At 62.6% G+C, this 25511-nt stretch carries 41 protein-coding genes and 1 riboswitch; of the genes, 17 read left to right on the plus strand and 24 right to left on the minus strand.

The genetic code is table 11. The annotated features are described in order from the left end of the window. From AC5P5S_RS08485 to AC5P5S_RS08500, 4 genes are all read right to left on the minus strand, one after another. Positions 1–606, minus strand: a 606-nt coding sequence (locus AC5P5S_RS08485; RefSeq protein ID WP_495276305.1) for a hypothetical protein, incomplete at its 3' end; no start/stop codon positions are given. A gap of 20 nt (positions 607–626) precedes the next feature. Next, entirely contained in the window at positions 627–1289 is a 663-nt protein-coding gene (locus tag AC5P5S_RS08490) for a hypothetical protein (protein WP_495276306.1), read from the minus strand. A 30-nt stretch (positions 1290–1319) separates the two neighbouring features. After that, positions 1320–1760, minus strand: coding sequence for a hypothetical protein (locus AC5P5S_RS08495; RefSeq protein ID WP_495276307.1), 441 nt, complete (start codon positions 1758–1760; stop codon positions 1320–1322). Positions 1761–1771: 11 nt separating this feature from the next. Further along, positions 1772–2260 carry a glycoside hydrolase family 24 protein gene (locus AC5P5S_RS08500; RefSeq protein ID WP_256647537.1) on the minus strand — a complete coding sequence of 163 codons (489 nt, stop codon included), beginning with the start codon at positions 2258–2260 and terminating at the stop codon, positions 1772–1774. A 129-nt stretch (positions 2261–2389) separates the two neighbouring features. Here AC5P5S_RS08500 and AC5P5S_RS08505 point away from each other — a divergent pair, with 129 nt between their 5' ends. Continuing rightward, positions 2390–2608 (plus strand): hypothetical protein, encoded by a 219-nt coding sequence (locus AC5P5S_RS08505; RefSeq protein ID WP_106549650.1) that lies wholly within the window; start codon positions 2390–2392, stop codon positions 2606–2608. A 92-nt stretch (positions 2609–2700) separates the two neighbouring features. Here the strand turns inward: AC5P5S_RS08505 and AC5P5S_RS08510 are convergent, their stop codons facing one another. The 10 genes from AC5P5S_RS08510 to AC5P5S_RS08555 form a co-directional block, all read right to left on the minus strand. Continuing rightward, a complete protein-coding gene (locus AC5P5S_RS08510) occupies positions 2701–3033 on the minus strand; it encodes a hypothetical protein (protein WP_256647512.1) in 333 nt (110 codons plus the stop codon). A 168-nt stretch (positions 3034–3201) separates the two neighbouring features. Further along, entirely contained in the window at positions 3202–3903 is a 702-nt protein-coding gene (locus AC5P5S_RS08515; RefSeq protein WP_256647511.1) for a hypothetical protein, read from the minus strand. Between the two features lie 146 nt (positions 3904–4049). Continuing rightward, positions 4050–4553: a hypothetical protein gene (locus AC5P5S_RS08520; protein ID WP_256647510.1), complete on the minus strand. Its 504-nt coding sequence runs from the start codon at positions 4551–4553 to the stop codon at positions 4050–4052. A 45-nt stretch (positions 4554–4598) separates the two neighbouring features. Next, complete coding sequence (locus AC5P5S_RS08525; protein WP_256647509.1) at positions 4599–4979, minus strand: hypothetical protein; 381 nt, start codon at positions 4977–4979, stop codon at positions 4599–4601. Then, positions 4976–5521, minus strand: coding sequence for a hypothetical protein (locus tag AC5P5S_RS08530; RefSeq protein ID WP_256647508.1), 546 nt, complete (start codon positions 5519–5521; stop codon positions 4976–4978). The genes AC5P5S_RS08525 and AC5P5S_RS08530 overlap by 4 nt, the downstream gene beginning before the upstream one ends. Continuing rightward, entirely contained in the window at positions 5518–5736 is a 219-nt protein-coding gene (locus AC5P5S_RS08535) for a hypothetical protein (RefSeq protein WP_256647507.1), read from the minus strand. The genes AC5P5S_RS08530 and AC5P5S_RS08535 overlap by 4 nt, the downstream gene beginning before the upstream one ends. Next, positions 5733–7166 carry a replicative DNA helicase gene (locus AC5P5S_RS08540; protein ID WP_256647506.1) on the minus strand — a complete coding sequence of 478 codons (1434 nt, stop codon included), beginning with the start codon at positions 7164–7166 and terminating at the stop codon, positions 5733–5735. The genes AC5P5S_RS08535 and AC5P5S_RS08540 overlap by 4 nt, the downstream gene beginning before the upstream one ends. After that, positions 7166–7909, minus strand: a complete 744-nt coding sequence (locus tag AC5P5S_RS08545) for a helix-turn-helix domain-containing protein (RefSeq protein ID WP_256647505.1) — start codon at positions 7907–7909, stop codon at positions 7166–7168. The genes AC5P5S_RS08540 and AC5P5S_RS08545 overlap by 1 nt, the downstream gene beginning before the upstream one ends. Further along, a complete protein-coding gene (locus AC5P5S_RS08550; protein ID WP_256647504.1) occupies positions 7906–8181 on the minus strand; it encodes a hypothetical protein in 276 nt (91 codons plus the stop codon). The genes AC5P5S_RS08545 and AC5P5S_RS08550 overlap by 4 nt, the downstream gene beginning before the upstream one ends. A gap of 270 nt (positions 8182–8451) precedes the next feature. Then, complete coding sequence (locus AC5P5S_RS08555) at positions 8452–8754, minus strand: YdaS family helix-turn-helix protein (RefSeq protein WP_425520081.1); 303 nt, start codon at positions 8752–8754, stop codon at positions 8452–8454. Between the two features lie 82 nt (positions 8755–8836). On the opposite strand from AC5P5S_RS08555, the gene AC5P5S_RS08560 reads away from it, so the two are divergent. From AC5P5S_RS08560 to AC5P5S_RS08570, 3 genes are read left to right on the plus strand one after another with little or no spacing between them, the layout of a single operon-like run. Then, the gene (locus tag AC5P5S_RS08560) at positions 8837–9523 is read left to right on the plus strand and encodes an XRE family transcriptional regulator (RefSeq protein WP_256647503.1); all 687 of its coding nucleotides are present in this window, start codon (positions 8837–8839) and stop codon (positions 9521–9523) included. 26 nt (positions 9524–9549) lie between these two features. Next, entirely contained in the window at positions 9550–10287 is a 738-nt protein-coding gene (locus AC5P5S_RS08565; protein ID WP_256647502.1) for a hypothetical protein, read from the plus strand. After that, positions 10284–11141, plus strand: a complete 858-nt coding sequence (locus AC5P5S_RS08570) for a hypothetical protein (protein ID WP_256647501.1) — start codon at positions 10284–10286, stop codon at positions 11139–11141. Before AC5P5S_RS08565 ends, AC5P5S_RS08570 begins: the two co-directional genes overlap by 4 nt. A 254-nt stretch (positions 11142–11395) precedes the next feature. Here the strand turns inward: AC5P5S_RS08570 and AC5P5S_RS08575 are convergent, their stop codons facing one another. Both AC5P5S_RS08575 and AC5P5S_RS08580 read right to left on the minus strand, forming a co-directional pair. Continuing rightward, the gene (locus AC5P5S_RS08575) at positions 11396–11716 is read right to left on the minus strand and encodes a hypothetical protein (RefSeq protein ID WP_256647500.1); all 321 of its coding nucleotides are present in this window, start codon (positions 11714–11716) and stop codon (positions 11396–11398) included. 79 nt (positions 11717–11795) lie between these two features. Further along, positions 11796–12203 (minus strand): Arc family DNA-binding protein, encoded by a 408-nt coding sequence (locus AC5P5S_RS08580; RefSeq protein ID WP_256647499.1) that lies wholly within the window; start codon positions 12201–12203, stop codon positions 11796–11798. A 102-nt stretch (positions 12204–12305) separates the two neighbouring features. Between AC5P5S_RS08580 and AC5P5S_RS08585 the strand changes: the two genes are divergently transcribed. From AC5P5S_RS08585 to AC5P5S_RS08615, 7 genes are all read left to right on the plus strand, one after another. Then, on the plus strand, positions 12306–12482 hold the full coding sequence (locus tag AC5P5S_RS08585; RefSeq protein WP_256647498.1) for an Arc family DNA-binding protein: 177 nt from the start codon (positions 12306–12308) through the stop codon (positions 12480–12482). Continuing rightward, positions 12479–13210, plus strand: a complete 732-nt coding sequence (locus AC5P5S_RS08590; RefSeq protein ID WP_256647497.1) for a phage antirepressor KilAC domain-containing protein — start codon at positions 12479–12481, stop codon at positions 13208–13210. The genes AC5P5S_RS08585 and AC5P5S_RS08590 overlap by 4 nt, the downstream gene beginning before the upstream one ends. Positions 13211–13730: 520 nt before the next feature. Continuing rightward, positions 13731–14114, plus strand: coding sequence for a hypothetical protein (locus AC5P5S_RS08595; RefSeq protein WP_256647496.1), 384 nt, complete (start codon positions 13731–13733; stop codon positions 14112–14114). Continuing rightward, positions 14107–14358: a hypothetical protein gene (locus AC5P5S_RS08600; RefSeq protein WP_495276308.1), complete on the plus strand. Its 252-nt coding sequence runs from the start codon at positions 14107–14109 to the stop codon at positions 14356–14358. The genes AC5P5S_RS08595 and AC5P5S_RS08600 overlap by 8 nt, the downstream gene beginning before the upstream one ends. Further along, positions 14355–14615 carry a hypothetical protein gene (locus tag AC5P5S_RS08605; RefSeq protein WP_256647494.1) on the plus strand — a complete coding sequence of 87 codons (261 nt, stop codon included), beginning with the start codon at positions 14355–14357 and terminating at the stop codon, positions 14613–14615. The genes AC5P5S_RS08600 and AC5P5S_RS08605 overlap by 4 nt, the downstream gene beginning before the upstream one ends. Beyond that, positions 14612–14944: a hypothetical protein gene (locus AC5P5S_RS08610; RefSeq protein WP_256647493.1), complete on the plus strand. Its 333-nt coding sequence runs from the start codon at positions 14612–14614 to the stop codon at positions 14942–14944. Before AC5P5S_RS08605 ends, AC5P5S_RS08610 begins: the two co-directional genes overlap by 4 nt. Positions 14945–15283: 339 nt before the next feature. Then, positions 15284–15466 (plus strand): hypothetical protein, encoded by a 183-nt coding sequence (locus AC5P5S_RS08615; RefSeq protein ID WP_256647492.1) that lies wholly within the window; start codon positions 15284–15286, stop codon positions 15464–15466. A gap of 159 nt (positions 15467–15625) precedes the next feature. On the opposite strand, the gene hemN is transcribed toward AC5P5S_RS08615, so the two are convergent. Both hemN and AC5P5S_RS08625 read right to left on the minus strand, forming a co-directional pair. After that, positions 15626–17035, minus strand: coding sequence for an oxygen-independent coproporphyrinogen III oxidase (gene hemN, locus AC5P5S_RS08620; protein WP_043034401.1), 1410 nt, complete (start codon positions 17033–17035; stop codon positions 15626–15628). Positions 17036–17079: 44 nt separating this feature from the next. Then, entirely contained in the window at positions 17080–17517 is a 438-nt protein-coding gene (locus AC5P5S_RS08625) for a group III truncated hemoglobin (protein WP_150359620.1), read from the minus strand. A gap of 178 nt (positions 17518–17695) precedes the next feature. Between AC5P5S_RS08625 and AC5P5S_RS08630 the strand changes: the two genes are divergently transcribed. Both AC5P5S_RS08630 and AC5P5S_RS08635 read left to right on the plus strand, forming a co-directional pair. After that, on the plus strand, positions 17696–17983 hold the full coding sequence (locus AC5P5S_RS08630) for a hypothetical protein (RefSeq protein WP_005408925.1): 288 nt from the start codon (positions 17696–17698) through the stop codon (positions 17981–17983). Then, positions 17980–19023 carry a 4Fe-4S dicluster domain-containing protein gene (locus tag AC5P5S_RS08635; protein ID WP_088436360.1) on the plus strand — a complete coding sequence of 348 codons (1044 nt, stop codon included), beginning with the start codon at positions 17980–17982 and terminating at the stop codon, positions 19021–19023. The genes AC5P5S_RS08630 and AC5P5S_RS08635 overlap by 4 nt, the downstream gene beginning before the upstream one ends. A gap of 1 nt (position 19024) precedes the next feature. On the opposite strand, the gene AC5P5S_RS08640 is transcribed toward AC5P5S_RS08635, so the two are convergent. Then, a complete protein-coding gene (locus tag AC5P5S_RS08640; protein ID WP_005408923.1) occupies positions 19025–19261 on the minus strand; it encodes a hypothetical protein in 237 nt (78 codons plus the stop codon). A 352-nt stretch (positions 19262–19613) separates the two neighbouring features. Next, positions 19614–19823: a helix-turn-helix domain-containing protein gene (locus AC5P5S_RS08645; protein WP_005408922.1), complete on the minus strand. Its 210-nt coding sequence runs from the start codon at positions 19821–19823 to the stop codon at positions 19614–19616. Between the two features lie 111 nt (positions 19824–19934). Here AC5P5S_RS08645 and AC5P5S_RS08650 point away from each other — a divergent pair, with 111 nt between their 5' ends. Next, a complete protein-coding gene (locus tag AC5P5S_RS08650; RefSeq protein WP_005408921.1) occupies positions 19935–20336 on the plus strand; it encodes a transcriptional regulator in 402 nt (133 codons plus the stop codon). 22 nt (positions 20337–20358) lie between these two features. Next, positions 20359–20422: riboswitch (Fluoride riboswitch) on the plus strand. An 82-nt stretch (positions 20423–20504) separates the two neighbouring features. Then, positions 20505–20897, plus strand: a complete 393-nt coding sequence (crcB, locus tag AC5P5S_RS08655; RefSeq protein ID WP_005412844.1) for a fluoride efflux transporter CrcB — start codon at positions 20505–20507, stop codon at positions 20895–20897. 3 nt (positions 20898–20900) lie between these two features. Here the strand turns inward: crcB and AC5P5S_RS08660 are convergent, their stop codons facing one another. Beyond that, on the minus strand, positions 20901–21734 hold the full coding sequence (locus AC5P5S_RS08660) for an AraC family transcriptional regulator (protein WP_005408919.1): 834 nt from the start codon (positions 21732–21734) through the stop codon (positions 20901–20903). 230 nt (positions 21735–21964) lie between these two features. Between AC5P5S_RS08660 and AC5P5S_RS08665 the strand changes: the two genes are divergently transcribed. Next, complete coding sequence (locus AC5P5S_RS08665) at positions 21965–22363, plus strand: DUF6265 family protein (RefSeq protein WP_223846488.1); 399 nt, start codon at positions 21965–21967, stop codon at positions 22361–22363. A 58-nt stretch (positions 22364–22421) separates the two neighbouring features. Here AC5P5S_RS08665 and AC5P5S_RS08670 read toward each other — a convergent pair whose 3' ends face one another. Both AC5P5S_RS08670 and AC5P5S_RS08675 read right to left on the minus strand, forming a co-directional pair. After that, positions 22422–22832, minus strand: a complete 411-nt coding sequence (locus AC5P5S_RS08670; protein ID WP_005408917.1) for an SRPBCC family protein — start codon at positions 22830–22832, stop codon at positions 22422–22424. Between the two features lie 20 nt (positions 22833–22852). Further along, a complete protein-coding gene (locus tag AC5P5S_RS08675; protein WP_049449138.1) occupies positions 22853–23872 on the minus strand; it encodes an aldo/keto reductase in 1020 nt (339 codons plus the stop codon). Positions 23873–23975: 103 nt separating this feature from the next. Between AC5P5S_RS08675 and AC5P5S_RS08680 the strand changes: the two genes are divergently transcribed. Then, a complete protein-coding gene (locus AC5P5S_RS08680) occupies positions 23976–24893 on the plus strand; it encodes a LysR family transcriptional regulator (RefSeq protein WP_005412840.1) in 918 nt (305 codons plus the stop codon). A 10-nt stretch (positions 24894–24903) separates the two neighbouring features. Here AC5P5S_RS08680 and AC5P5S_RS08685 read toward each other — a convergent pair whose 3' ends face one another. Continuing rightward, complete coding sequence (locus tag AC5P5S_RS08685; RefSeq protein WP_099473637.1) at positions 24904–25422, minus strand: P-loop nucleotide/nucleoside kinase family protein; 519 nt, start codon at positions 25420–25422, stop codon at positions 24904–24906. Between the last annotated feature and the right edge of the window lie 89 nt (positions 25423–25511).

Here is a 25511-nt window from a genome sequence, read left to right on the forward strand (position 1 = left end):
AGTGGCCCAGCGCGTGAACCACGCTGGATCTAGTGATCCAGTCATCGTTGCAGTGCGCAGTAGATTGCCGCCACCTCCCAACGTCTTCACCCGAGCTTCCATCGTCTGTACGACAGATGCGTCAGCCTTTCCGCCAAGCGACGTCTGGATGCCCGATATCTGCTGCGCCTGAGACGCCTGCGCCTGCCCCTGCTCTGTCACCTGGGTCTTCAGCTGATTGAAGCCGCTGGCCGATACATCCCCCACCTGTGTTTTCAGGCTCGCCAGGTCCTGCGCAGTCGCATCCAGCGTGGTCCCCTGCTGGATCACCGTGGTCTGCAGCTGGTTGAACGCGGTTGCGTTCACGTCGCCAACCTGCGTCTTGAGGCTGGTCAAGTCCTGAGCCGTCGCCTCCAGTTTCTGGCCCTGTTGGGTGACCGTCGCGGTGAGCCCCTGGATTGCAGCGGAATTGGCATCTGCCTTGGCATTCACCCCATCAACGCCGGTCTGCAGCTGGGTGATCTGCTGCGAGGTGGTCTCTATCTTGTCCTCGGCGGTCGTGACGCGCGTCGTTAGCTGCTGCAAGGCGGTGGTGTTGACCGCAGTTCTTCCAGCCACATCGGTCACATCGCTGCGTAAAGCGGTGATCAGCCCTGCCTGCGACGTGATCGTCTCGTCATGCTGGGTAACCTTGGTGCTGAGATCCGATATCGCCTGATCGCCGCCTCGCGCGCCATCTTCTCGTTCAGCAGTGCGTCGATCCGGGCCTGGGCCTCGGCGCTGATCGCCTGCATGGCTTCGGTCACGCCCTGCTGCCGCAGCAGGGCCTCGGCGACCAAGTCCTGTGCCGCCTGCGCCAGGCCGGCGGCGCGAGCAGCCGCCTCGTCTGCGATCGCTTGGATCCGGGCACTGATCTCCGCCGCCAGCTTGGCCTGCTGTTCGGCCAGGTCCTTCGAAGTGGTGGGCGGAGCAGCGCCCACCACGGCTCCGGTGCCTGTCTTGCCGCGCACGGTCGGGGTGATCTGGAACCACCAGGTCTTGCCGCTGCCGTCGCTATAGACGTACCGCGTCTCGGTGGTGCGGTGGATCTCCGTCCACGGGCCGTCCTGGCTCTCGCTGCGCGAGATCACGTAGACCACGCCCTCCAGATCGACGGCGTCCCATTCGATCACGACGCCGTCGGCCACCGGCGTGGGGCTGACCCCGTTCGCCGGCGGCACGTCCGGTGCCTTGAAGGGCACCGGGAACCACGTGGAATAGCGCGGTGCCACCGGAGACGCGGACGGCAGAGCGCCCACGCCGATTTCCACCAGCGTGAGTTTCCTAGCTTGCATTGCTGATTACCTCGCGTTGAGTGCTTCGCGCAGCGCTGAACTGCTGGCGTTGCGTACGCCCTGGGTAGTGGTAGACACGAGCTGGCGGAGCAGCTGATTCTGCTCGGCGAGCAGAGCGTTGCTCTGCTGTACCGCGGCGGTGGTTTGCGTCTGGGCGTCGTTGTTCACGACCAGGTCGAACACGGCTCGGCTGAAGTTGTCCGGCAGCGCCTCGATGGCGTCGGCCAGCGCCCCCATGCTGGTGCCGTCCTGCTGGTTCAGGTCCCCGACCTTCATGCCATCAACCAGGCCGGTCAGCCGGGTCACCTCCTCGCGCATCAGCTGGATCACGTTGACCTCGGCTCCTTCCCTGGCTGTCTCTACGAACTGCTTGCGCCACCACAGCGCCACGCCGCCGGCGCCGACCATCAGGCCGCCAAAGGCAGTACCGATGGCCTGCCAGTCCACGTCTGCCCCGATCACGGCGCCACCGTCCCGCCGGCCCTGCGGTACACGGCCAGCAGGTCGGCAAGCTTCTGTTCGTGCTGGCCGTAGCCAGCGCCAGGCAGGCTCGCCCAGATGTTGCTGACCGCCTTGATTGCCTCCGGGATCTTGCCCGTCTGGATCAGCGGCAGCGCGCGACGCTCCCGGATCTGCTGCAGCGCGATCAAGTCCTGGCTCAGCGGCGAGAAATCCTTCAGGCCGAGCGTCTTCTTGTAGGCGTCGTAGTAGCGGCGGAGCAGCTGGTAGCGGCCGGCGGCGGTCGACTGGATCTTTAGCTTCGGAAGGTCCACCAGCACGCGCGGATGGTCGGCGTAGCCCTTGAACAACTGCCCGCCAACGATCACGTCGTAGCCACGGTCTTTGGTCGGCTGCTCGCCGTTGTCCGTACCTTCGGACCAGGCCAGCATGTCGAGGAAGGCCACGGCGTTCACGCCGCCTGCCTGTTGGGGTGCGATCTGCGCCATGGCGCCTCCGAAAAAGAAAACGCCCCGGTCAAAGTGGGGCGTGGAATTCATGGAATCTCTGCAGTTTTTTTTTGCGCTTGCGCTGCCCATGGCGCACGATGGGCACTCATTCAGAACGGACCATTGGGCATGACCGCCGACGATTTCACCGACTTCGCCGCTTACACCATCCGCCTTGCTCACATCAGTGCAATCAGCGACGTTGTTGATTGCGGACCGCAAGCTGGCAGCAGTCGCTATCAGGTCAACATCATTGTCGCCGGCGTCACGTTGTCGGAGGCCTATCCTTCTGAGAAATCCGCCCTGCAAGCTCGTTCTGAGATCTTTGACGCCCTGGAGAACTGCTAAAGCCCTCTGCAACGAAAAAGCCCCGGCTGGGCCGGGGCTTCAGGGACTGTTTTTTGACAGTTGAGAATTAGGGCAACTGCCTGTACATCCTATCAAGCACGCTGCCGATCGTGCTCGTCAAACAGGAAGGTCAATTCATCGACCAGCCGGGACAGTTGAGCCTGCTCGTCGACCGTCATCGCGCGCGCGCGGATCGTGTATAGACCTTCCTGGTTTGGATCAGAAAGCCCTTCCAAGGACATCAGGCGCTTCAGGTCGCGCAGCATGCGCACCCCCGTCTCACTGAAATCAGACGGAACCTCGAAGCGATCGAGCCCAAGATCAATTTCATGGAAAGCGTTCGCGATCGACGCTGCCTCGCCTTGAGTGTGGGGCAGCATCAAGCAGCTGCGCGCTACGGAGAACTTCTCTGCTTGGTAGGACATTCTGCCCCCTCAATTACGCGGCGATCCTGCCGCCGACAAAGTCTACCCGTATTCAACATAACTTATGCATCGCCAGATAGAGAGGTTTCAACCAGACAGAAGCTATGGGCATCCAGCAGACCAGATCGAACTTGGCCACCGCACAATGCAATTCCCAGCGTGATGCTGCTATGTCGCTTGTCCTAGCGAGAGCAACTCCACGGAGTAGGCTCCGTGCTGGAGTTTAAAGCCCAACATGACTTCATGTCGGCGCCCAAGTTTGTCACGTAGTTTAAGCACCACAGCTGAATCTGGATGCTCTTGTAATTCGATGGCTTTCACTCTGACTCGGATCGTCTGAAGAGATTTAAGATTCCCTTGCACACTCACGTCACTCACAAGACCCCGCCCAACTTGCTCGAGCAGCTCGAGATCATCACCTAAGTTCTTAATATCGGCGATCACGTCTACCATGCTTTCCCTCAGATAGCTGCTAGCGTTGCTAACGTTCACAACACTCAGCTTAGGTGCGGCCTCATCTCTTAAAGCCTGGTCACGTGCTCTCTCTTCCTGCAACCGCTCCATTTCCAGCTGTAGCTGCTGCTGGGACGCCTCAGCCATCTGCGCTTGATGTGTCACAGAATTCCTAAGCTCTTCGACCTGCAGCTTGAGCGCTTCGGTGTTTTGCCTCAGTTCGAGCCCCTGCTGGAAGTAGCCGCAAACCAACCAGAACAACGCCAAAGGGCCGAAGGCACCCGCGACGAAATCCCCTAAGGAGTTCGGCTCCATGGTCAGGAAGCACGACCACTTGGCCCATACATATGCCGCGATGAGCAGCAACCAAATCGCCGTAGCAATCGAACCCACTAAAGTTATGGCCTTTCCGTTCACCGATATCCGTCCAGTCCATTAGGCAGATGGCAAAACGGCCCACCTAGAAGGGGGCCGCTTGACGTGGAGAATGCCCCACTATGCCTAGAACTGTACCAGTTCGTTGGCAACGGTCAAGGGAAATCGCCTGGAGTTGTGCCCTGCGATCAGAAGATCGGCGGGAACTCGGCGAGCGTCTCGACCGAGAACCCCGTCGTGGGATCAACGGTGTACTGATGCTCGCCGAGGTAACGGCTGTGAGCACCCGGCCCTGCGATGATTTCTGCGCCGACCAGCGCGCGGAGGAGCACCCCGCCGCTGCCGCAGGAATTCACCCCGCTGGCGAACATCTCCGCAGCCTCTCTATCCGGCGTCCATGCGAAGCCCAGTTCGCCACGCCGCAGCCGGTCGGTATTCTCTCCCCTGTACAACTCAAGCCTCGCGCCTTCCTTGGCCTCGTAGCGCGGCAGGCTCAGCCAGAGGAACTCGGCCAGCTGGTGATCATCCCCGACCTGCTCCCGTATCCGGTGGCCGCCTTCAATCCAGTAGGTATCGAATGCTGCCTTGTCAAAATGAGGCGCCCTATCGTTCAGCGCGCGGGTGACAACGGTCCGCCATCCATTCGCGCCGGTAAGGCGCCTCATCGCTTCGAGCTGCTGATCGTCGGTCATTGGCGCCCTCCTGGGGGTGCGACGCCATTCTAAGGCCGATGCAGGTCAGGCAGCAGCAGCGGTTACCCGCAGTACCCGAAGCGCGTCCAGCCCGAGCTTCTCCCATTGGGGAGCACCACGCACCACGTCGAGGAATGCTTGGTTGAGCCCGTCCCGGAACTCAGCACCCTCGACGGAGTAGTCGAAGCGATAGCCCTCCCCGACAACGTAGCGTTCAGCCCACTGGCGGCGAAGCCGGCGCACGAGCAGCTTTGCTCGCGATTCGGCACCCACCCAAGCCCATTGGGCGGCAACCAGGCTGGGGCGGCGGCGGATGCTTCCTTCGGGGTTTCGGGTGACGCTGATTCGAACGATCCCGTCGGCGCCGCAGGCGACGCAGAGATACACCGCGTCGCGAGCGACCTGCGCCAAGGTGAGACTTCTCATGTGCGCCGCGCCTCCAAGAATGCCATGCCCTTGTCCAGCTCCTTCCGGTACTGCCACCTAGTGAACGTCCCGCCCAGTTTCTTGGCCACCACCTCCGCCCGGCTAGCTTGACTACCGCGGCCGGTGAACTCCTCCAGCACCACCAGCGCGCGCACCATGTTCTGCCGGTAGAGGTCGGACAGCGCGCGGTCGATCCATCGATACTCGTCTGGCGATCCGACCATCACCGCGGCGGTAGGCGACCGCGAGACCATCGCCCGAGTCTCAGAACAGGGGATCGGGTCTACTGCCCACTGTGCGACAGGCAGTACGAAACCATTTCGGCTCACACGGCCGGCAGCAGCCCCCATAAGCATTCGCCGGCCATGTCCATCACGAAGCAGCGGCGCCCGCTCCCGCTTCGCCCCTGGCGCGAACTGCTGCGCGCGGGCCAGAGGGTGTTCTGCCTTGCTCGGCACGTCCTCAGCATCCAAAGGGGCACAGTACCGGTGCTCTTGGTAGTGCCCCCAGTGCTTCAATTGCTCCTTCAACGATAGGGTCATTGCCGGTCTCCAACGCGCGCAGCTGCCTGCCTCTCCAACAGCTCCAACTTCGAAGCCTGCTGCCGGGCGAGCGAGGCCGACAGGCGATAAGCCCCGGCGGTGGTCGAACGCTGCCCGCGATCGCGCCACAGGAGGCGATCCAGCCTTTCCGCCTGCTGGTCGAGGGTGTCGGCGAAGTGCCTGAGTGCTTGGGATCCCGTTGGGATGAAGGTCATCGACCGATCCCCCCGTAGGACTTGCGGCCTGGGCCATAGCTTGTCCGGCGCGACAGCTGGTCGTCGTTCGCGGCCTCCGGCTTGCGCGGCAGCGGGCCGTCCCAGTTGTCGATGCGCATCTGATCGAAACGGTTCTGTAGGCTGATCCGCTCACCTGCGCGGATGTTGCGCCCCTTTGCGAAGTGCATCTCCACGACCCCCTGCAGATGGGTTTGGTGCTCGGGGGTGTCGTAGTAGTCCTCGCGGTGCAGGAGCACCACAACGTCCGCCTTCTGCTCCAGCTCCCCCGATTCTCGGAGATCGGAGAGGGTAGGACGCCGATCGGTTCGACCAGTGACACTCCGGTTCAACTGAGCCAGCGCCACCAGCGGGATCTTCCACTCCTTTGCCAGGTCCTTGCCCTTCTGCAGGATGCGACCGTACTCAAATCGGGCCATGCGAGGGTCCACGTCGAAGTCGTGGATGTGGTCGATGACCAGCAGCTGCAGGGGCGTGCGCTGATGCATGCGTCGGGCGCGGGCCTCGAACTGCCGGACGTTCAGAGAGGCGGTGTCATCGATGTACAGCGGCGCCGCCTTGAGGTCCCGAATGGTCGGTGTCAGGCGACTCTGATAGATCTCGCTGTCCTCGGCTCCGTGACCAGGACGGGTAACCCACTCGTGCGGAATCTTGCCGATGCTGGCCACATTCCGGTCGTGGCAGTCGTCCATGCTCATTTCCAGACTGAACAGGCCGACCGTGACACCCTTCAGCGCGGTGTACACCGCAACATTCAACGCAGCGATGCTCTTGCCCATGCTCGGGCGACCCGCAATCAGGTACGCAGTCGACGGCTGCAACCCGTGCGTGACCCGGTTGAACTCTGCCCAAGGGGTTTCCAAGCCGGTCAGCCCACCGCCATTGTGGTAACGGTCCTCCCAGCGCTTGTACCACCCGTACATGGTCTCTCCGGCAAGCCGAAGACCGCCGCGCTGGGCCGGCTGCAGCCCTGCAATGTCCTGCGTCAGCTCCGCCAGGAGCTCAGGAAACTCGCGGCCATCCTGCTGCCGGGCAGATTCCACTGCCTTGCGGCCAACGTCAGCCAACCGACGACGGCCCGCGTATTGCACAACGATCTCAGCGTACGCGGCCACGTTGGCAGCCGACGGCGTCGTGCTGGCCAGCTCCGTGATGTACGTGCCATCGCCGACCAGATCCAGCTTACCCCGCGATTCAAACCACTCGCCAATGGTCACGGCGTCGAACGGGCGCTGCTTCTCCGCCAGCGTCCGGATCGATTCGAAGATCAGCTGGTGATCGTGGCGGTAGAAGTCATCGGCGGAAAGTGTGTCCGACACGAGCGGCCAGGCTTCCGGAGCCAGCATCAAGCCACCCAGGACAGCCTGCTCTGCCTCAACGCTATGCGGCGGGAGATTGGGATCAAAGCGCATCAGCCCTGCTCCCCTTTGCGATTGTTGTGGTAAGTGCCTTCGATCACCTTCAGCAGGTTCTCCTCGGACTTGATCAGCCACGGCAGGGAGACCAGGAAGCTGCCGGACTTGCCCATCAGCCAATCGCTCTCCTTCATCCAAGCGAACAGGCCGCGCCACCATTCCACGGATTGCCGGCACGGCTCTTCCTTCCAGCGCGCACGTAGATGGTCCTGCCGCTTCTTACTCCACCCTCGCACCTCAGGGCAGTTCGGCAGTTCCTTGTGGTAGGCAGCGATGATTGCTTCGTGTGGGCAGCCGGTAGCCGGCCTCGCGCCGAGCAGATCCTTTTGCTCCTGCCCTCCCTCGTCGGCGTCCATGTCGCCGTCAGGCGACGTATCTGTTTCTACTTCCTGGTTAGATTCCTGTTTTGTAGTGCTGTCAGCACCCACCCTGGGTGCTGTGTGCACCCACCCGTCGGTGCTGTCAGCACCCACCACCCCCAAATGGAGGGTGTAATGGTTGGGCAAACTCACGCCCTCGCGCGTCCTACGGATGATCGTAAGAAGACCTGCGTACTCGAGACCCGAGATCGCACGCTTCACAGAATCAGCGCTCATGCCGCAATCCGTGGCGAGCTTCTTGTGGGATGGGTCGCAGCGACCCGTATCCGCATTTGTTCGGTTGGCCAGCATGATCAGGACCAGCTTCTGCTGGGCCGGCAGCTTCCACTTCACCGCCCAGGCCATCGCCTCAAAGCTCACGCCGATACCCCCGAGACTTCCGGGAAAGCAGCCAACATCAAAGTGGCGAAGGCCCCCAGGTGCTCAGTGGTGACCCAGCGCTTGCTGGACATCTGCTGGATCCACTCCAGCGCCTGCTGCGGGCCGGAGCAGTAGAAGTCATAGGTAGGCTCATCGCCCCGACGGCTGCGGTCATAGACCTCCACGGCAATGCGACCGTCAGGCAGGCGTTCCTGCAGGCGGACCAATGGCCTCGCCTGGCGCTCCCTGATCTTCTCAACGGCATCGTTCATGACCGCGCTGATGTGGCGCGGACCAGATTTCGGGTTTTCCCGAGAGGTTGCGTGTGGCATAGTGGCCTCGCTCTGAACGAAGCCTCCGCATCTGTCTGCCCGACAGCGGGGGCTTCGTTGTATCTGGACATTGGGTTGTCCCCCGAGCGCGTCACGCTCGTAGCGCCAGACACCTGCATGGCCACTTCCACATGCAGGGTGGTCGCCGTCCTTGCTCCCTCGCGCCCGATCCTTCGGGCGAGCTTTTCGTTCAGTGCCGCCGGCCGGCGGCTACTGCCTTGCCCTGCTCTTTCCAGGCTCAACTGGCTGCAACGTCACGCCGTAGGCGATCGCCCTCCCCTCGGCATCCCGGTCCCAACGCAGATCCGGTCGGAGAAGCTCGCAGCTGACACCTGTCGCGGCCTCGACCAACGGAGCCAGGTAGGGCGGGGTCAAACCACCTTGGAGGTTCAGCCAGCTCCAGACGTGTCCTTGCCGAATGGGATGCCCCAATGCGGTAATCAGATCCGCCAACGCTTTTTGGCCACCAGCCGCGGCAACCGCGGCCCTGAGATGTTCAAGGGGTTCGCTCATAGGAAGGGAGGCTACTACTTTTCCTGTGGGACCACAACTATAATTGTTTGACGATCACAACAAGGATGGTCACGCTCCCGGTATGGATACGACCCTTGCTGAGCGACTGGTCGCAGCGCGCGAGCGCTCCGGCCTGTCTCAAACCGCCCTCGCCAAGTCTGTGGGAATTTCCCAACAGGCCATTGCCCAGCTCGAATCGGGTAAAGCCAAGAAGACGGGCGCACTTGCCGAGATTGCCCGATCACTGGACGTGGACCCACTCTGGCTGGCATTAGGTGTGGGCGACATGCTGGGAACGCCTCCCCAGGGTCACCAGGCAGACGACAACGAGTACACCGACGTCACCGGCTACTCCCAGGCTGTTGGCCTGGGGGCGGCGGGTGCCGAGGCAGAGGAGTACGCCGAGACCCACAGCCTGAAGTTCAAGAAGACCAGCCTGCGGCGGCGGGGCATCTACGGGCGTAACCTGGCCATCTATTACGGCAAGGGCGACTCGATGGAACCGACCATTGAGGACGGCGACGCGATCCTGTTCGACACCTCAGACACCCGGGTCGTAGATGGCGTGCTGTACCTGATCCAGGTCCATGGCGCTGCCAACCCGGAGTACTACGTGAAGCGCGCCATGGTGCTTGATGGCACTGTATTCTTCGCAAGCGACAACCCGAAGGGTGACCACCAGTGGCAGAAGCCGCGCCGGATGGACTCCAAGCGGGAACCGATCACGGTCGTGGGGCGTGTGCATTGGATTGGCGGATGGGCTAACTAAACGGAACTTAGCGGGGGGGGGCTGTGATGGCTGTTGCGTGGGCACGTGTGGTTGAAGGCTCAGAAACAAGGGCCGATGATGGAATTTATGGAGCTTTGCGCTGCGTCATCGAAACCGACGATGGCGCCCTTCTCGCCGCCGTTCTTAAGAGGGACTCGCCTGAGCTAGTCTTCGCCGAGGCTCTATGCTCCATCCTGCTGTCCAAGTGGGGCTTGACCGTACCCCAGCCATTTCTGGTCAGAGAGTCAGGTCAGATCTCATTTGCCAGTGCGGATGTTGGATACCCAAATTTAAAAAAACGAGTCGGCCTAGGTCCGGAGTTCGAACAATCGGTCGACCAGGGAGCTGCCCTGCGACTTGCAGCCACTCTTGTTGCTTCGTTCCCAACCACCCCTTTAGCCGCCGCTATTGATGAGGCAATTGATAATCGGGATAGAAACCTCGGGAACGTCCTATGGGATGGCAACGAGGAGGCTTGGATCGATCATGCGCTTGCATTGGGCAATGGCCTTCACATGCCAGACACAAATAAGCTATGCATGCTGATGACCATCGCCGGGAAAGCAGACGAGGCTCTGCATGCGGCCATATCGCGATGGACTGCAATGAACCGTAGCGTGGTTGCCGCCGCAGCTGGTGAGATCGCTAACGTCTATGATGCGACCCACTGGCAACAGCTGATCACAGAACGCCTGGACGATTTAGGAACACGCATTACCAACCGGTTTCCCAAGCCCAATGACCTTCTGGCCGATCTCCAATGACCACGTCAACCGACAGCATCGCAGGTAGTGCTGTGCTTCACGCATGGCGGCCAATGTTCTGGGAGCCAGTGTCTGGTACTGGCGAAAGGATCTTGGTTGGTGTGCTGTATGAATTTGACGGCGTCATGGGTGTATCAAGATTCATCCGCGATGAATCGCTTGATGGGATGTTCGGCTCTCAAGCTGTAGGGGCGCGGCGGCTAATCGAACAGGCACTTGCGACCTATGCGGCACTTGCCGAGCAGCACAATGGAGATCTAGGGGCGGCCAATGGCGCTTACATGGGCATCATTCCAGGCCCTTTGCGTCAAACTTCAGCAAAGTCATTGCCGGATCTGCTCAGAACCGCCGCCCTGCTCTACTCCAGCATGGCAAGCCTTACAAAGATCGAAGATCTTGACCAGGCAGACACCCCTTTGCCTGAAGAAGTGAATCGTAGGTTCAGTACTGAGGTTCGCGATTTGGTGGTGATGCAGCGTCCAGAGTTCACCGACTTCTTCGGTCGATCAGCCCCCCTTGTTTCAGGCGGTCACAGAGTGAAATTTGGCTTTGCATCGCACCGAGCACTCATTCATTTCAGTGTGGTACACCCGCTTCGAATCAGTGCCAGCATTCGTGACGCAAGAGCCAGACTGTTTGAATTGCAGCGAGCCCGAGAGCTGACCACGATTGCCAATGCATTACTCATCGGTGCCACAAGTCGCAACGACGACGTGACCTTGGGTGATAAGCAGCGGGCCGCAGTGGCGAGTGCTCGACTGGAGATTGAGGCAGAAGCTGACGCGGCGCGGCTTCGCTTCTATCCCGTGACCTCCGCTCGTGAAGCAGCGGACAAAGTCTTAGAAGTCGCATAGCACTAGAGCCGCTTACCAACCCCGCTCCGGCGGGGTTTTTCTTTAACAGTCGCCGGCATTCCACAATTAGAATAGTGATTTCTAATCACCAACAACAATTGTTGTTGATTGAATCACAATTCTTCTTGTAGCCTAACTCCATCCTGGCAACGGCCGATCGATGGGGTGAACCAATGAAGACTCTCGCGGAAAGCTGCCGAAGCAGCTGTCCCCAGGCCCACAAGCTCCAAGCAGATGGTCGCCGCAGAACGTGCTCAACGATCGTAACTCTTGCCGCCCGTGGAAATGTCGTAGAGCGCCGGGCTGTACGGCAAGCGGAGCAAGACGGTGCTGTTGCTGGCGACCCCGCCCATCATTCCCATGCGGCAAAGCAGCGAGACGCCGCCCATTTCTCGCTCACACATGGCATCGGCGCTGTCGATGAACTCGGTCTTGTTAAGCCGAAGGATGACCAGCGTTTTGCCCTCGGGAATAGCGCCGATGGGCTGGATGACGAAGATCGTGAGCTGCGTGTAGATCACGACAGCCAGTACGACAAACACGATGAGCAGAATGCTGACGGTCTTCCTAGTCATGGCATGGGATCCCCCTATCCGTAGTCCCGGAGCGGAGCATGACATGGCTGGCGCGTGATGGGAGGCCCTCGGTGTGAACTCAGCCTTCGGCGTGCTCTCCGGCTTCCGCCTGCGCCAACTTCAGCAGCTTTTCAATCTCAATTTCGGTAGTCAGACGAAGACTTCTGATGGCCAGTTGCCTACGTCCAAGCGATGCAATTGCTTCCTGAATTTGGCCCCGCATCTTCTTCTTACTGGGTTGCGAAAGCTGAATATTCAGATCCGCGATCTGGCTATTGATCGCTTGGTTTTCTGCGTCAAGACGGGCGAGGTCATCGCGGCGCGCCGAGATGAGCTGCACCTCCAAGGACGCCGGATAGGTGCTTTCCAGCCGAAAGACCATCTCAGCGTTAACCGATCTTCCGGCCTGATCCGCCGAGTCCACCAAGCGCCTGTGGAGTTCGGCAGGTAGCCGGATCTGGGTGCGAACAAGGTCATCAGTAGCCATGCCGCAATTCTGCCACTGAACTAGTACCCAATGCTTGACACTACCGTAGTGGCATGATCTCCTATTTATGCCACTACGGTAGTGCCACAAACCGGAGTGACGATGACCAGCATCAATACCAAGAAGTCAGGCCAGGCCGACTATGTGAAGACCGCCCTGCGAATGCCGCCAGCTCTACACGAACAGCTTCATAAGGCAGCGGAACGCAACCACCGGACTTTCAACGGCGAAATCCTTGCCCGGCTCGAACGTACCTTCAACCAGGAGCCATCTCCGTGACAGAGCTCGTAACCTTGAGCGGCGACACCGCTGTGACTAGCACTCTCACCATCGCTGAGAACACCCACAACGAGCACGCCAGCGTGATTGCGCTGGTTCGGAAGTACCAGGGCGACTTACAGGACTTTGGGGAAGTCGATTTGAAATCGACTCGACCTGAGCGCGGTGGGCATCCCATCGAGTCCGCGGAGCTAAACGAGCAGCAGGCGACCCTGCTGCTGACCTACATGCGGAACAGCCCGATCGTGCGCTCTTTCAAGAAGTCCCTGGTGAGGGCCTTCTTTGAGATGGCCCAGAAGGTCAAGATGCGGTCCTCCGACCCGATGGCCGTCTTGAACGATCCCCTTGCGATGCGCGGCCTGCTTCTGACTTACACCGAGAAAGTGATCAGCTTGGAGCAGACGGTCGCGGAACAGGCGCCGCAGGTCGCTACGCTGAATCGGATAGCTGCAGCCGATGGCTCACTGTGCGTGCGAGACGCGGCCAAGGTTCTGCAGGTCCGCCCGGTAGATCTGCGGCGCTGGCTGGTGGCTCATGGTTGGGTCTACCAACGTCCGGGCCACAGCGGCTGGCTCGCCTACCAAGAACGGATCCAGCAAGGCGTCATGTGCCACAAAGTCACTACTGTTCAGCGCGAGGATGGAACCGACAAGATCGTTGAACAAGCCAGGATCACGCCAAAGGGCATCGCTCGCATTGGCGCTGAACTGGCAAAGGCAGCGGCATGAATCCTAACCACCCTTGTCAGAGCGGCGGTTACGACCCGCCACCGAGTCGATCGTCATCTAGGCTTCTTCATGTGGCCTGGATGGCTATGGGAAGTGCAGCAGCAGTATTGGTTCCGCTACGAATGATTGAGATCGCAGCCGCCCACAACCCGAATGTCGTTCTTTGCGTCGCTGCAGCGAGAGACGCAAATTCCCCGACCTTTGCATCTTCACACGCGGACCTGAACAAAGGAAACCTGAAACATGAGTAGGGAAACACCTACCCCTCGCGGTAGACCAATCGTCATGACGGTGAAGGCAGGAACGACCGTCTACATCGGTGACGGTATCCAAGTACAACTGCGAGGAGCCCATAAGAACAAGGCGGAGCTACACGTCTACGCACCGTCGACCCATTCCGTGGATCGGGCGGTTACTTTCCAGCCCGACTGGAACCTCAAAAACAGTGACGGCCCGAGCGCGGGAACGCTCGAGCCGTCTGCCAAGCCGCACCCGTAACCGTCAGATCAAGGAAGCAAACATGGCGAATAACAGTGTACCCCCGGCAGAGCCGGCCGCAGCCCCTCGCCTCGCAATCAGCGACCACTACCTGAGCTCGATGTGGAGGGACAACCCTCTTTCCGACTGCCTGACCAACCGCCTGGTGCGGGTCGACCAGAACACGAAGGCGGCGATTGCCATCCTGGACGTCATCCGCCGCGACTTCACATCCAAGCAGGATCTGCGGGATACCAGCGAGGAGGACGAGCGCGTGCTGTATGCCCCCCTCACAGAGCATGCCGTGGATTGCCTCATGCTGGGCATGGAAAGCCTCCTCTCCGAGTCGGAGGACTTGCTTACCTACCTGCGTGACAACGAGCGGGACGTCTGCCGCCAGCCGCTGAAGGAGGTCTGCCGTGTCTGACGCTCCTATCACGAAGGAAGAGCCGTTCAGCCTGATCCCTGTGCAGGACAACATCCCCCTGTTCAAGGTCTGCGCCGGGATCGACACGATCCACAGCGACCTGAAGGCCAACATCTACTTCGACTACGTCCAGCGGAAGTTGAGCAACATGGACAGCGACAGGATCACCGATGACGACTTGTTCGTCTTCGCTGATCTTCTCGAAATATGCAGGGCGCTGCGTTATGCCGGAGGTGCCCAATGAGCAACGCGGCCAATCCGGAAAAGACCAAGGAAATCTCAATCCCCGGGTCGCCACTTATGGCGGTATCCGGGCAGGACCTGGACGTCGCGCTGAGCAAGGCGAGGCTGCTCACCGACCACGTGCAGGAGTTGCTCTGGCAGGGTATGCGGCAAGCCGATGGGAAGGACGTTTCCTTCGACTACGACACAGTTGTGACCATGGATTTCCTTCTCGACATCGTGACCGGCCTGTATCGAGCCGCAGGAGCCGAAGCATGAGCATGTTCGATGACCTGGTCGATTTGGCCCACCTGGAGGCCGAGCCCGACTACCAACTCCCCGCCAAAGCAGTCAGGGATATCCGGCGCGCAATCACGTTTGGGATCTTCGCCGCTGCCGAAGGAGCAAAGATCAACCAAGCCCGTGCGTCTGCGCAGATGATGGGGCGAGAATGGCCAGAGGTCGCTCATTCCGTGGCCCCCGGAGACTCGTTCGAACAGACCATCCAGGAGATGGCAGGGGCACTGCTGTGGCTAGAGTACGCGTCGCATCTGCGCAGGCCTGCCGCGACTTCCACCATCTTGGACTCGACTAGGGAGGCGTCGTGATCGAACCGTCCACTCTCGACCCGACAATCGCGGTCCTGGCCGCGATGATCGAAGGCGAACGCTGGCTCAGCGCGGACTCCTGTGCTGTTCTCTTGGGCCTAACGACACCGGACGGGAAACCCAACCGACGCGGCTTCCTCGAAAGGCTGGCATGCCGTCCGAGCTTCCCTACCCCGCTTCAGATCGGAAACGAAAAGAAGTGGAAGAGGTCGGAACTACTGCGGTGGGCAGATGATGAACGCCGTATGGAGCTCAAATTCCCCAAGCGCAAAGGTGAGGAGACATGAGCGACGGATTTGAACGCTAGAATTCAATCAGAACCAATGGACGGAGGTCCAAATGAATGCCTCAGGCTTCAACTATAAATTCACCGGCTGTCAGGAACAGAACATCCCCGATGGGATACATGAAGTGGCCGAGCTCGACCTTGTCGGAGTTTACTTGCCAGACAACAAGGTCATTCACCTGTCGAATCCAGAATTCCAGAGTCTGATCGCGCACGGCAAAGCAGTTCGCATGTGAGCTTGGCCGGGTCGGCTCGAAAGAACTGGTCCGGAGACAATCAACAGCCGAACCTGCCTACCACTGCACATAATTTCCCCAAAGATCGCGTAGACCCTTGTGCCACAAGGGTTTACGATTCCGGCTCCGGGCACCACACGCATGCAGCACATCCCGCTTTCAGATCGCCCGCGAGTAACGTGGCTGCTCATGTGCGGCACGCAGATACGGGTCGAAGCACATTGCCAGCAACCGCAGCAACGGTCGCCCGGGTTCGCTCGCACGCACCACGCCATCGCGGTATTCGGCCAGGCCATCTTCCTGCAGCCGCTGTACCGAACGCAGGTCCTCGGCGAAGTACTGCTGGAAATCCACGCCGTGGCGCTGCCCCAGCACCGCACCGTCCACCTCGCCCTGGCACATCAGCTGCTGGATCAGCTCCGCGCGCAGCTGGTCGTCGGCACTCAGCGCGACACCGCGCCAGACCGGCAACTGCCCCTGGTCCACCGCGTCCTCCCAAGACGCCAGGTCACGTGGATTCTGGCTGTAGGTGGCGCCGATATGGCTGATCGCACTTACGCCCAGGCCGAGCAGATCGGTATCGGCGTGGGTGGTGTAACCCATGAAGTTGCGATGCAGCTGGCCGGCACGCTGCGCGCGTGACAGATCCTCTTCCGGCAATGCGAAATGATCCATGCCGATGTACTGGTAGCCAGCCGCAGAGAGCTTCTCCACCGCCAGGCCCAGCAGCGCCAGCTTGTCTTCCGGCGACGGCAACCGGCTTTCGTCGATCTGCTTCTGCGCCCGGAAAAGATGCGGCAGGTGCGCATAGCCATACACCGCCAGGCGGTCCGGGCGCAGCGCCAGCACCCGTTCGAGGGTGCGGCCGAATCCTTCCAGGCTCTGCCCGGGCAGGCCGTAGATCAGGTCGACGTTGACCGAACGCATGCCGCTGTCGCGGCAGGCGCGCAGGATGTCCAGTGTCTGCTGCACGCCCTGTATGCGGTTGATCGATTCCTGCACCTGCGGGTCGAAATCCTGCACGCCCAGGCTGGCCCGGTTGAAGCCCAGGCGCGCCAGCATGGCGACGTCACGGGTGTCGATGAAGCGTGGATCGAGTTCGATCGAGAAATCGCGCTGCGGTGAATCGCTGAAATCGAAGCGCCGGCGCAACCCTTCCACCAGTGTGGTCATCGCCTCGGCATCGAGGAAGTTCGGCGTACCACCGCCCAGATGCAGCTGGATGACCTCGCGACCGTCCTCGAACTGTGGTGCCAGCAGATCGGCCTCGGCCAGCACGCGCGACACATAGCTGTGGCCACGGCCGCGATCGCGGGTGATCACCCGGTTGCAGCCGCAGTAGAAGCACGGGCTGGAACAGAACGGCACATGCACGTACAGCGACAGCGCGCGGGCCAGCTGGTTGCTGTCGGCGATCGCCTGGCGCAGCGCCGGCGCGTCGAACCCATCATGGAAATGCGGCGCGGTCGGGTACGAGGTGTAGCGCGGGCCCGGCCGGTCGTGCCGGCGCAGAAGGTCGGGGTCGAAGGTCCAGGCCAGGCCACCAGCGGCGGGAGAGAACGTGTCCATGGCGCCAGCATCGCGCTGGGCGGCCTGCGCCGCCTTGACCCAGATCAATCCTTGGCGGGCATCCCCAGCACCGGCAGGCCGACCTGCGGCCATCGCAGCATCTGGTAGCGCTTCCAGAAGGTGTCACCGATGCGCGCAGCCACGTCGTTGGCCAGCTCCTGCATCGGCGGGTTGTTGCATTCGGCGGTGGTGATCCGGAACAGCACCAGCCAGCGGTCGAACAGATCCTTGTCCAGTTCGATGGCCATGTGCTTGGACATCGGCGAACCCTTGAAGCGCCGGGTGCCGCGCAGCATCGCCGACCAGAAGTCGACCAGCTGGGCCAGATGCACCGGCCAGTCGTGGACGTGGGCCTCGAACACCGGCCCCAATCGCTCCTCCCCGCGCACGCGGGCGTAGAAGTCGTGGACCAGGCGGGTCACTTCCTGCTCGGTGCACAGCTCGGGCGAGGCGACAGGAAGGACAGGCGGCGTTGCGTTCATCGGGGTACCCAAAGCGTGCCGGCAGTGTGCCGCAGCCGGCCGGCACCACCGTTGATCCAGATCAATGTCGGCGCAGTCCGCTGCACCTAGGCTGGCACGCTTGCAGGAAGCATGCCCTGCGGATGCCGCGCCAACCCAGGCGAGTATACGCGCCGCCCACTTTTCGATCCGGGACAGCATGAACAGACCCTCTCCCAACCGTCGCCAGCAGTTGATCCAGCAATGGGGCGCGATCCTCTGGCCCAGCTTCATCGCTGCCGGCCTGGCCAGCGTGGTGTTCTTCGCCTTCGTCGACCCGCTGCGGTTGCAGGCCATCAGTTTCCCGGGCACGCAGATCAGCCGTGAAATGGGCTACACGGCAGGCTTCTTCATGTTCTGGACGGTGACGGCGCTGTCCAGCGCGATCACCTGGTACCTGCAGCGACCGATGCCCAGCGGCGACGACGACGAGTTGCCGCTGGGATGAGTACGACCTGCACACCGAGACCACGGCACTGGCGCGGCACGCTCAGCGCCGCCTTGCTGGTGCTGTTCTACGCATTGCCATGGCTGCACTGGGACGGCCGCCAGGCCTTGCTGCTGGATATCAACGCCCGCCGCTTCGATCTGTTCGGCTGGACGCTGTGGCCGGGAGACGTCGGGGTGCTGGTCGGCCTGCTGGCGGTGCTCGCGGTGGGGCTGGCACTGCTCACCCACCTCGCCGGGCGCATCTGGTGCGGCCACGCCTGCCCGCAGACACTGTGGCGCCGTGCCTTCGACTGGATCGCCGACGGCATGGCCCGCACGCTTCCGGCACGCGTTGCGCGCGCGGCCACACAGCTGGCCTGGGGGCTGCTCTCGCTGTGGACCGGCATCACCTTCGTGGGCCTGTTCAGTCCGATCGCCGAGCTGGTGATCGCAGCGCCGCGTGCCGGCTGGAGCGGCTGGGAAACGTTCTGGGTGCTGTTCTATGCCGCCGCCACCTGGGCAAACGCCGGCTTCCTGCGCGAGCAGGTCTGCCGTTCGCTGTGCCCGTTCGCACGCATGCAGCCGCTGCTGACCGATCCACATACGCCGCGCATGCTGTACGACGCCCGCCGCGGCGAGCCACGTGGGCCTCGCCCATCCGGCCTGGGCGGCGTGCTGGGCCGCGGCCGCGGCCTGCTCGACCCGACCACTGCACAGGACTACGTGTTCCGCGCCGCGCATCCGCTGCTGGCCGGACCGATGCCGACCTTCAGCGCCGACCGTCTTGGCGACTGCACCGATTGCGCGGCCTGCATCAGCGCCTGCCCGATGCAGCTGGACATCCGCCAGGGGCCGCAGGCCGACTGCCTGGCCTGCGGCGCCTGTCTGGAGGCCTGCGCACAGCAACAGCACCGGGCCGGGTTCGGTCCGGGGCTGGTGCGCTACTGCAGTCCGCAGGCGATGGCCGGACAACCGAAGCGCTGGTGGCGCCCCCGGACCCTGGCCCTGCTGTCTTTGCTGCTGGCGCTGCTTGCCTGCGGCGCCTGGCGCCTGCTCTGAATCAACGCGGCCCGTCGGCGTGCGGTGGTACCAGCTGCGCGCGTCGGACAATGCCCAGCTGCTCGATGATCAGCGCCATTTCGTTGGTGAACTCGGTACGCTCGGTCCCCTGCGGGACGAGCCGGTCCAGCACCTGCTGGTAGGTATCCCAGAACGCCGGACCGCATCCGTGTTTGTGATAGCTGGCTTCCAGTTCGCGGCGTACCCGTTCAGCCAAGCCATGCATGCCGTATTCCATACGACCTCCGTTGGACTTGTTCTGCATCGTTGACGGTCTACCGACTCACTTGCGTGCTACTGAAAGACTCCCAGGCTTCACGCCCGGTTGATCCAAATTAGTCACAGATTTCACGACAGGTCAATTACATGCAGCGACTTTCGCGATTGAAATTATTAATCGTTCACGAAACCACATACGGGACCCCGCCCCTCCCGGATGGGGTGAAGCCGACAACGCGCCCCAGCCACCTGTCCGGCAGCCGGTAGGCGTCGACAATAGGTACTGCCAAAACGATCAGTTTTTCCTATTTTGCTAAGTGTACTTAACAGAATGCGCTTAGCACGCTAAATGCGACAAAAGGCGGCGTAATTCAGGCGGATTCGACTTCGGCGGCGCCCGTTGCGGGGAACAGGTTCGGGTAACGCTGATGCAGGATGTACTGCCGCAGAGCGGGGATCGGGAAGTCTTTCGGCCATTGCGATACTGCGGAACGGCTGATGCCGAAGAAGCGCGCCAGCTCCGCATCGGTCTGGAACCCCAGCCGCGTGCGCACCTGCCGCTTGTTCCAGAATTCGGTCATGGTCTGCCCTTTTGTTAACCAGACTTATTCTTGCGGCAAGGATTCTTCGCATTCCACGCGTTAAGCTGGCTTGCATAGATGAATACTCTCGGCCAACGACTCGCCGCCGCCATGAAGAAAGCCGGGCACCCCCGCCCGGCCGATCTGGCCCGCGCCGCCAAATCCACCACGGCAACCATCAGCAACTGGCTCAACGACCATGTCAGTGCGTCCCATGTGAAAGCCGAGCAGCTGTTCCGCATCGCCGATGCGGCCAAGCTGGACGCACGCGAGCTGCTGTATGGAGTGAACGGGCGCGGCGTCGGGGAGCCGGGTAACGCCTACATTCCCAGCCAGGCCCACCTTGACGTCTGGCAGGACGCCTACGAGCTGGTCAGTCACCTGGTGGCCGAGAATGGCCTGGAAATCGACCACCGCCGCCACGCGGCGCTGGACCTGCTCGCGTTCGAACTGCTGATGGATGGCTTCAGCCGCAGCAAGGTGGCCCGCGTGCTGACGACCTCGATGACGTGAATGCACCGCCGCTGGTAGCATGGACCGCGATGGGGATGGGGCTCCCCCGATAACCGCCTGAGAAGGCTGATGGCTCCTGCCAGGACGAACCCGGTGTTCGTCGACGGCAGGTCTTGCCTGCCCTCGGCGTTCGCCATTGACCCTGCGAACCCGCATTCGAGGCACGCCATGCAAGCATTGAACAACTATTTCCTGGTCTTCGTCGGCGGCGGCATCGGTGCCTGCCTGCGCCACGCCTGCAACCTGATCGGCGCCCGAGTGGCCGTCGGCAGCCCCTGGCCGTGGTCGACCTTCCTGATCAACATCAGTGGCGCCCTGCTGATGGGCGTGGTGGTCGAGGTCTTCGCGATGCGCAATGGTGCCTCGCCGCAGCTTCGCCTGTTGCTCGCCACCGGCATCCTTGGTGGCTACACCACGTTCTCTACCTATGCGCTGGAGATCGGCCTGCTGCTGCAGCGCGGGCAGCACGGACTGGCCGCGCTGTATGCCGGTGGCTCGGTGGCGCTGGGCCTGGCCGGCCTGTTCGGTGGCATGAAGCTGGCCCGGCTGGTGCTGGGCTGAGGCTCAGGCCGCGCCAGCACGCGCCTGTCCGCGCCATTCGCGTGGTGACTGCCCCGTGTGCGCCTTGAACGCGCGCGAGAGTGCCGCCTCGCTGCCATAGCCCACCTCGTCGGCAATCCGCTTCAGCGGCCGGCCCTGGCGCAGCGCCTGCTGTGCCAACCCGACCCGCCAGCCTTGCAGGTACTGGCCCGGGGTGGTCCCCATCGCTTCGCGGAAGCTGGCGGCGAACACGCTGCGTGACATGCCGGCCACCTCGGCCAGATCCTCCAGCGTCCACCCCTGCGCCGGGGCTTCGTGCATCGCCACCAGCGCCAGCCGCAATCGCGGGTGGCCAAGCCCAGCGAACAGACCGCCGCGCATTTCGCCACCTTCCATCAGCTGGCGCAGCACCTGGATCATCACCACCTCGAACAGGCGGTTGACCATCGCCGCGCGCCCGCAACGCTGCTCGAACGCTTCTTCGAACAACAACTCCAGCGCTGCGTTGCCGCCATACAGCCCAGCCAGCGGCAGGCAGATGAAATCCGGCAACGCGGCGCTGATCGGATTGAGCCGGCCGCCTTCGAAATGCAGGTTCGCGCAGGCCATGTCGGCGCCCTGCTGTGGGTCGGTACTGAAGCGGTGCGGCATCGGCCGCGGATACAGCAGCAGGCTGGGCACATCCACCTGTACGGTCTGCTGGGCATGACTGACCTGCAGCGGGCCACGTCGCACCAGGTGCAGCTGCCCGGCTTCATCCTCACCCTCCAGCGTGTTGATGCCGCACAGCGCACCGGCATGGAACACCGAGGCGGTGACCGCGAAGCGTTCAAGCAGAATGGCGAGACGGTCGACCATGACGGGACTCCGGGTCAAGCGAGACAAGCTCAATGTGACAGATCGTATCGGAATCGGCACTGGAAAGGACGGCACTGGCCGCATGATCTGGCGGGCGCTATACAGGCCGCACATTCCCGCGCATGGAGGCACCGATGTCACTCCGCATCGCCCTGGCCCTGTTGCCGCTGCTGCTCGCGGCCCCGCACGCGCTATCCGCCTCACCCTCGAAGATCGAACACCTGGCCTGACTGGCCGGTTGCTGGCAGCTTGATGGGCAGCCACCCGGTGCCGGCGAGCAATGGACCAGCCTGGCTGGAAACACCCTGTTCGGCAGCAGCCGCAGCCTGCGCGACGGGCGAACCGTCGGCTTCGAGTTCATGCAACTGCGCCAGCACGATGATGGGCGCCTGGTGCTGACTGCCCTGCCCTCTGGCCAGAACGCCACGGACTTCAACGCCACCCGGGTCGATGCCAACGAGGCGGTCTTCGAGAATCCTGCCAACGACTTCCCACAACGTATCCACTACCGGCGCCTCGACGACCAGCGCGCACATGCGCGCATCGAGATCGCGCAGGACAATCCGAAGCAGGCAATGGACTTTCCCATGCATCGCGTCGCCTGCGGTGCACCGACGCCCGCACCCTGACACGCAGACGCCCCGGACCGGCCGGGGCGCCTGCATGCGGTCAACGCCACACGGGCATTCACCCGGCCAGCGTGGTTTCCAGGGCCTTCAGGCCATCGCGATAGATGCCCTCGAACAGCGCGGACGCTTCTTCGTTGCTGACGCCCACCGGAGTGAACTCACCGGACCAGTCGATCCGCGAACCGTCGCCCTGCTCGACCACACGCAGGGTGGATCGATAGCCGCTGACCGGGAACGGGGCCTGCAGGATCGAGTAGGTGTAGCTGCGATCGGCCTGGTCGAAGGCTTCCAGGCGCTCGACGATGGCATCGCCATCGGGATTGGCCAGATGGCGCACGCGACCGCCTTCGCTGAGCGTGCTCTGGGGAATGTACGGAAGCCAGTCGGGCAATGAATCGAAGCCGCCGATGAGGTTCCAGACCTGGTCGGCCGGGGTCGGCACGGTGATGGATACAGAAGCAGTTGCCATGGGAATGTCTCCTTCGGGACTCAGATGTTGTCAATCGGCAGCGGGGCGTTGGCCGCGACCAGGCCCTGGGCGCGCAGCGCCTGCCAGAACCCGGCCGGGATGATTTCCTTCAGTGCGGCGTAGTCTTCGGCGATGCGCTCGGGACGGCTGGCGCCCGGGATCACCGCAGCCACTGCCGGGTTGGCCAGCGAGAACTGCAACGCGGCCGCCTTGATGCTGATGCCGTACTCGGCCGCGATGGCCTTGATGCGCTCGACCTTGGCCAGGATCTCCGGCGACGCCTTCTGGTACTCGAAGTGGCTGCCACCGGCCAGCACGCCGGAGCTGTACGGACCGCCGACCACGATGCCGGTGTTGCGCTCGGCCGCCTTGGGCATCACCCGCTGCAGCGCACGCTCGTGGTCGAGCAGCGAGTAGCGGCCTGCCAGCAGGAAGCCATCCGGACGGGCTTCGTCCAGGTCCAGGGTCAGCTCGATCGGCTCGACACGGTTGACGCCCAGGCCCCAGGCCTTGATCACGCCCTCCTCGCGCAGGCGGGTCAGCACCTTGAAGGCACCGCGGCGTGCGGTCTCGAAGTACGACAGCCACTCATCGCCATAGAAGTCCTGTGCGATGTCGTGCACCCAGACGATATCCAGGCGATCGGTCTTCAGGCGCTTGAGGCTGTCGTCGATCGAACGCAGGGTGGCATCGGCCGAGTAGTCGTTGACCAGCTTGTTGGGGCGGCCGGCGACGAACAGGCCGCCCTTCTCGCCAAGGTCGCGGGCGCTGGTGTCTTCCACTTCGTCCAGGATCAGGCGGCCGACCTTGGTGCTGAGCACGAAGTCATCGCGGTTGCGCTTGGCCAGCGCGTCGCCAAGGCGGATCTCGGCCAGGCCTGCGCCATAGAACGGGGCGGTATCGAAGTAGCGGGTGCCCTGTTCCCAGGCCGCGTCCACCGTGGCCTGGGCCTCGGCTTCCGGGATGTCACGGAACATGTTGCCCAGCGGCGCGGTACCGAAGCCGAGGGTCTTGCCAGCCAGCAGCGTGTTGATGCTCATGGATTCCCCCTTGGGGAGGTTGTTGAAGTTGAGGCACAGGCTAGGCTTGCCCGATAAGACTGTCCAAGACATAATTTAATTATCTTGAGTCCTACAAGGTCTTATGCTCGACCTCCGCCAACTGCGCTACTTCGTGGCCGTCGCCGAAGATGAACACGTCGGCCGCGCTGCCGAGCGCCTTCACATCTCCCAATCCCCGCTCAGCCGGCAGATCGCCCAGCTGGAGGAACGGCTGGAACTGCAGCTGTTCGAACGCTCGCAGCAGCGCATCCGGCTGACCGCCGATGGCCGTACCTTCCTGGCCGAGGCGCGGGCCCTGCTGACCCATGCCAACCGGCTGGAATCGCTGGCACGCCGGCTCGGCCGCGGCGACGAAGGCGGCCTGTGCATCGGCTATCTGGAGTACGCGATGCACTCCGGCGTATTGCCCACCGCCCTGCGCGAACTGCGCGGCGATCGCCCGGCGGTGCATATCGCGCTCTACAACCAGCAGTCGGACGTGCAGCTGGAAGGCCTGCGACAACGCAGCCTGGACATCGCCCTGGTCTGCGAACCACCGGCGTTCGACGATCCGGACCTGGAGGCCACGCAGGTGCTGAACGACCCAATGCTGCTGGCCGTGCCGGCAGCGCACGCACTGGCCAGCGCAGAAATCATCACGCCCGCGGATCTGGCCAGCCAGCAGTGGATCGGCGTGATGCACAGGGAAAACGCACTGCGCCACGACACCTTCATCGCCGCGTGTGCGAAAGCCGGGTTCACCCCGACCATCGCCATGGAAGCGACCGAGCCACTGGCCGCGCTTGGCCTGGTGGCCGCCGGCCTGGGCCTGACCACCGTCCAGCAGAGCCTGGATCACCAGGCGCCGGACGGCGTGGTGCTGCGCGAGCTGCCGTGGTTCAGCTACCGCACACCGCTGTGGGCGGCCTGGCACCGCATCAACCTGCGCCCCCTGGTCGAGACCTTCCGCAGGACGCTCGTGCGCACCGCCACCGAAGGCAAGCCGGCATTCGGCGACTGAGCCGACCGCGCTATGCCGGGCCTGCCTCGGTGTAGCGCATCACCATGAAACCCTCTTCTGCGGCCGGTGCAACGAAGTGGCGGGTGATCTGCTCGAATTCCTCATCGCTGGCCTGGAAGGGATGCTCGCCGCATGCATTGCGTGCACGCAGCCGCGCCTTGCAGACCTCGTCGGCGATATCGAGGAAGTGCAGTTGATGCGCGGCGCCCACTGGCGAGAACACCTCACGAGCCCACCCGCGGGTGGGGGGCGTGTTGAAGGGGAAATCGAGCACCACCGAGACGCCGGCCTGCAGCAGCGTACGCAGATGATCGGTCAGCACGCTGCGCAGCGTGGCTGCGCGCTGCAGATAATCGGCGACGGAGTGGATTTCGCCCGGGTGCAGCGTGGCCAACCAGGCATCTTCGCTGATCAATACGTGGCGAGGCTTGGCCGCCAGCTGTTGCGACAACGTCGATTTTCCTGCGCCGATCTTGCCGCACAGCAGGTGCAGGGTTGCGCCGCCATCGGCGGATGAAGGGTGTTGCATCTGCGATCTCCTCGGTGGATTCCAGTTCCCGGGAGAGCGCTGCATGCAATCCGCCTTCCCGGGCGGGTTGCAGGGCCGTGACGACCGCG

The sequence above is a fragment of the Stenotrophomonas sp. YJH_SMC_54 genome, from assembly GCF_059368435.1.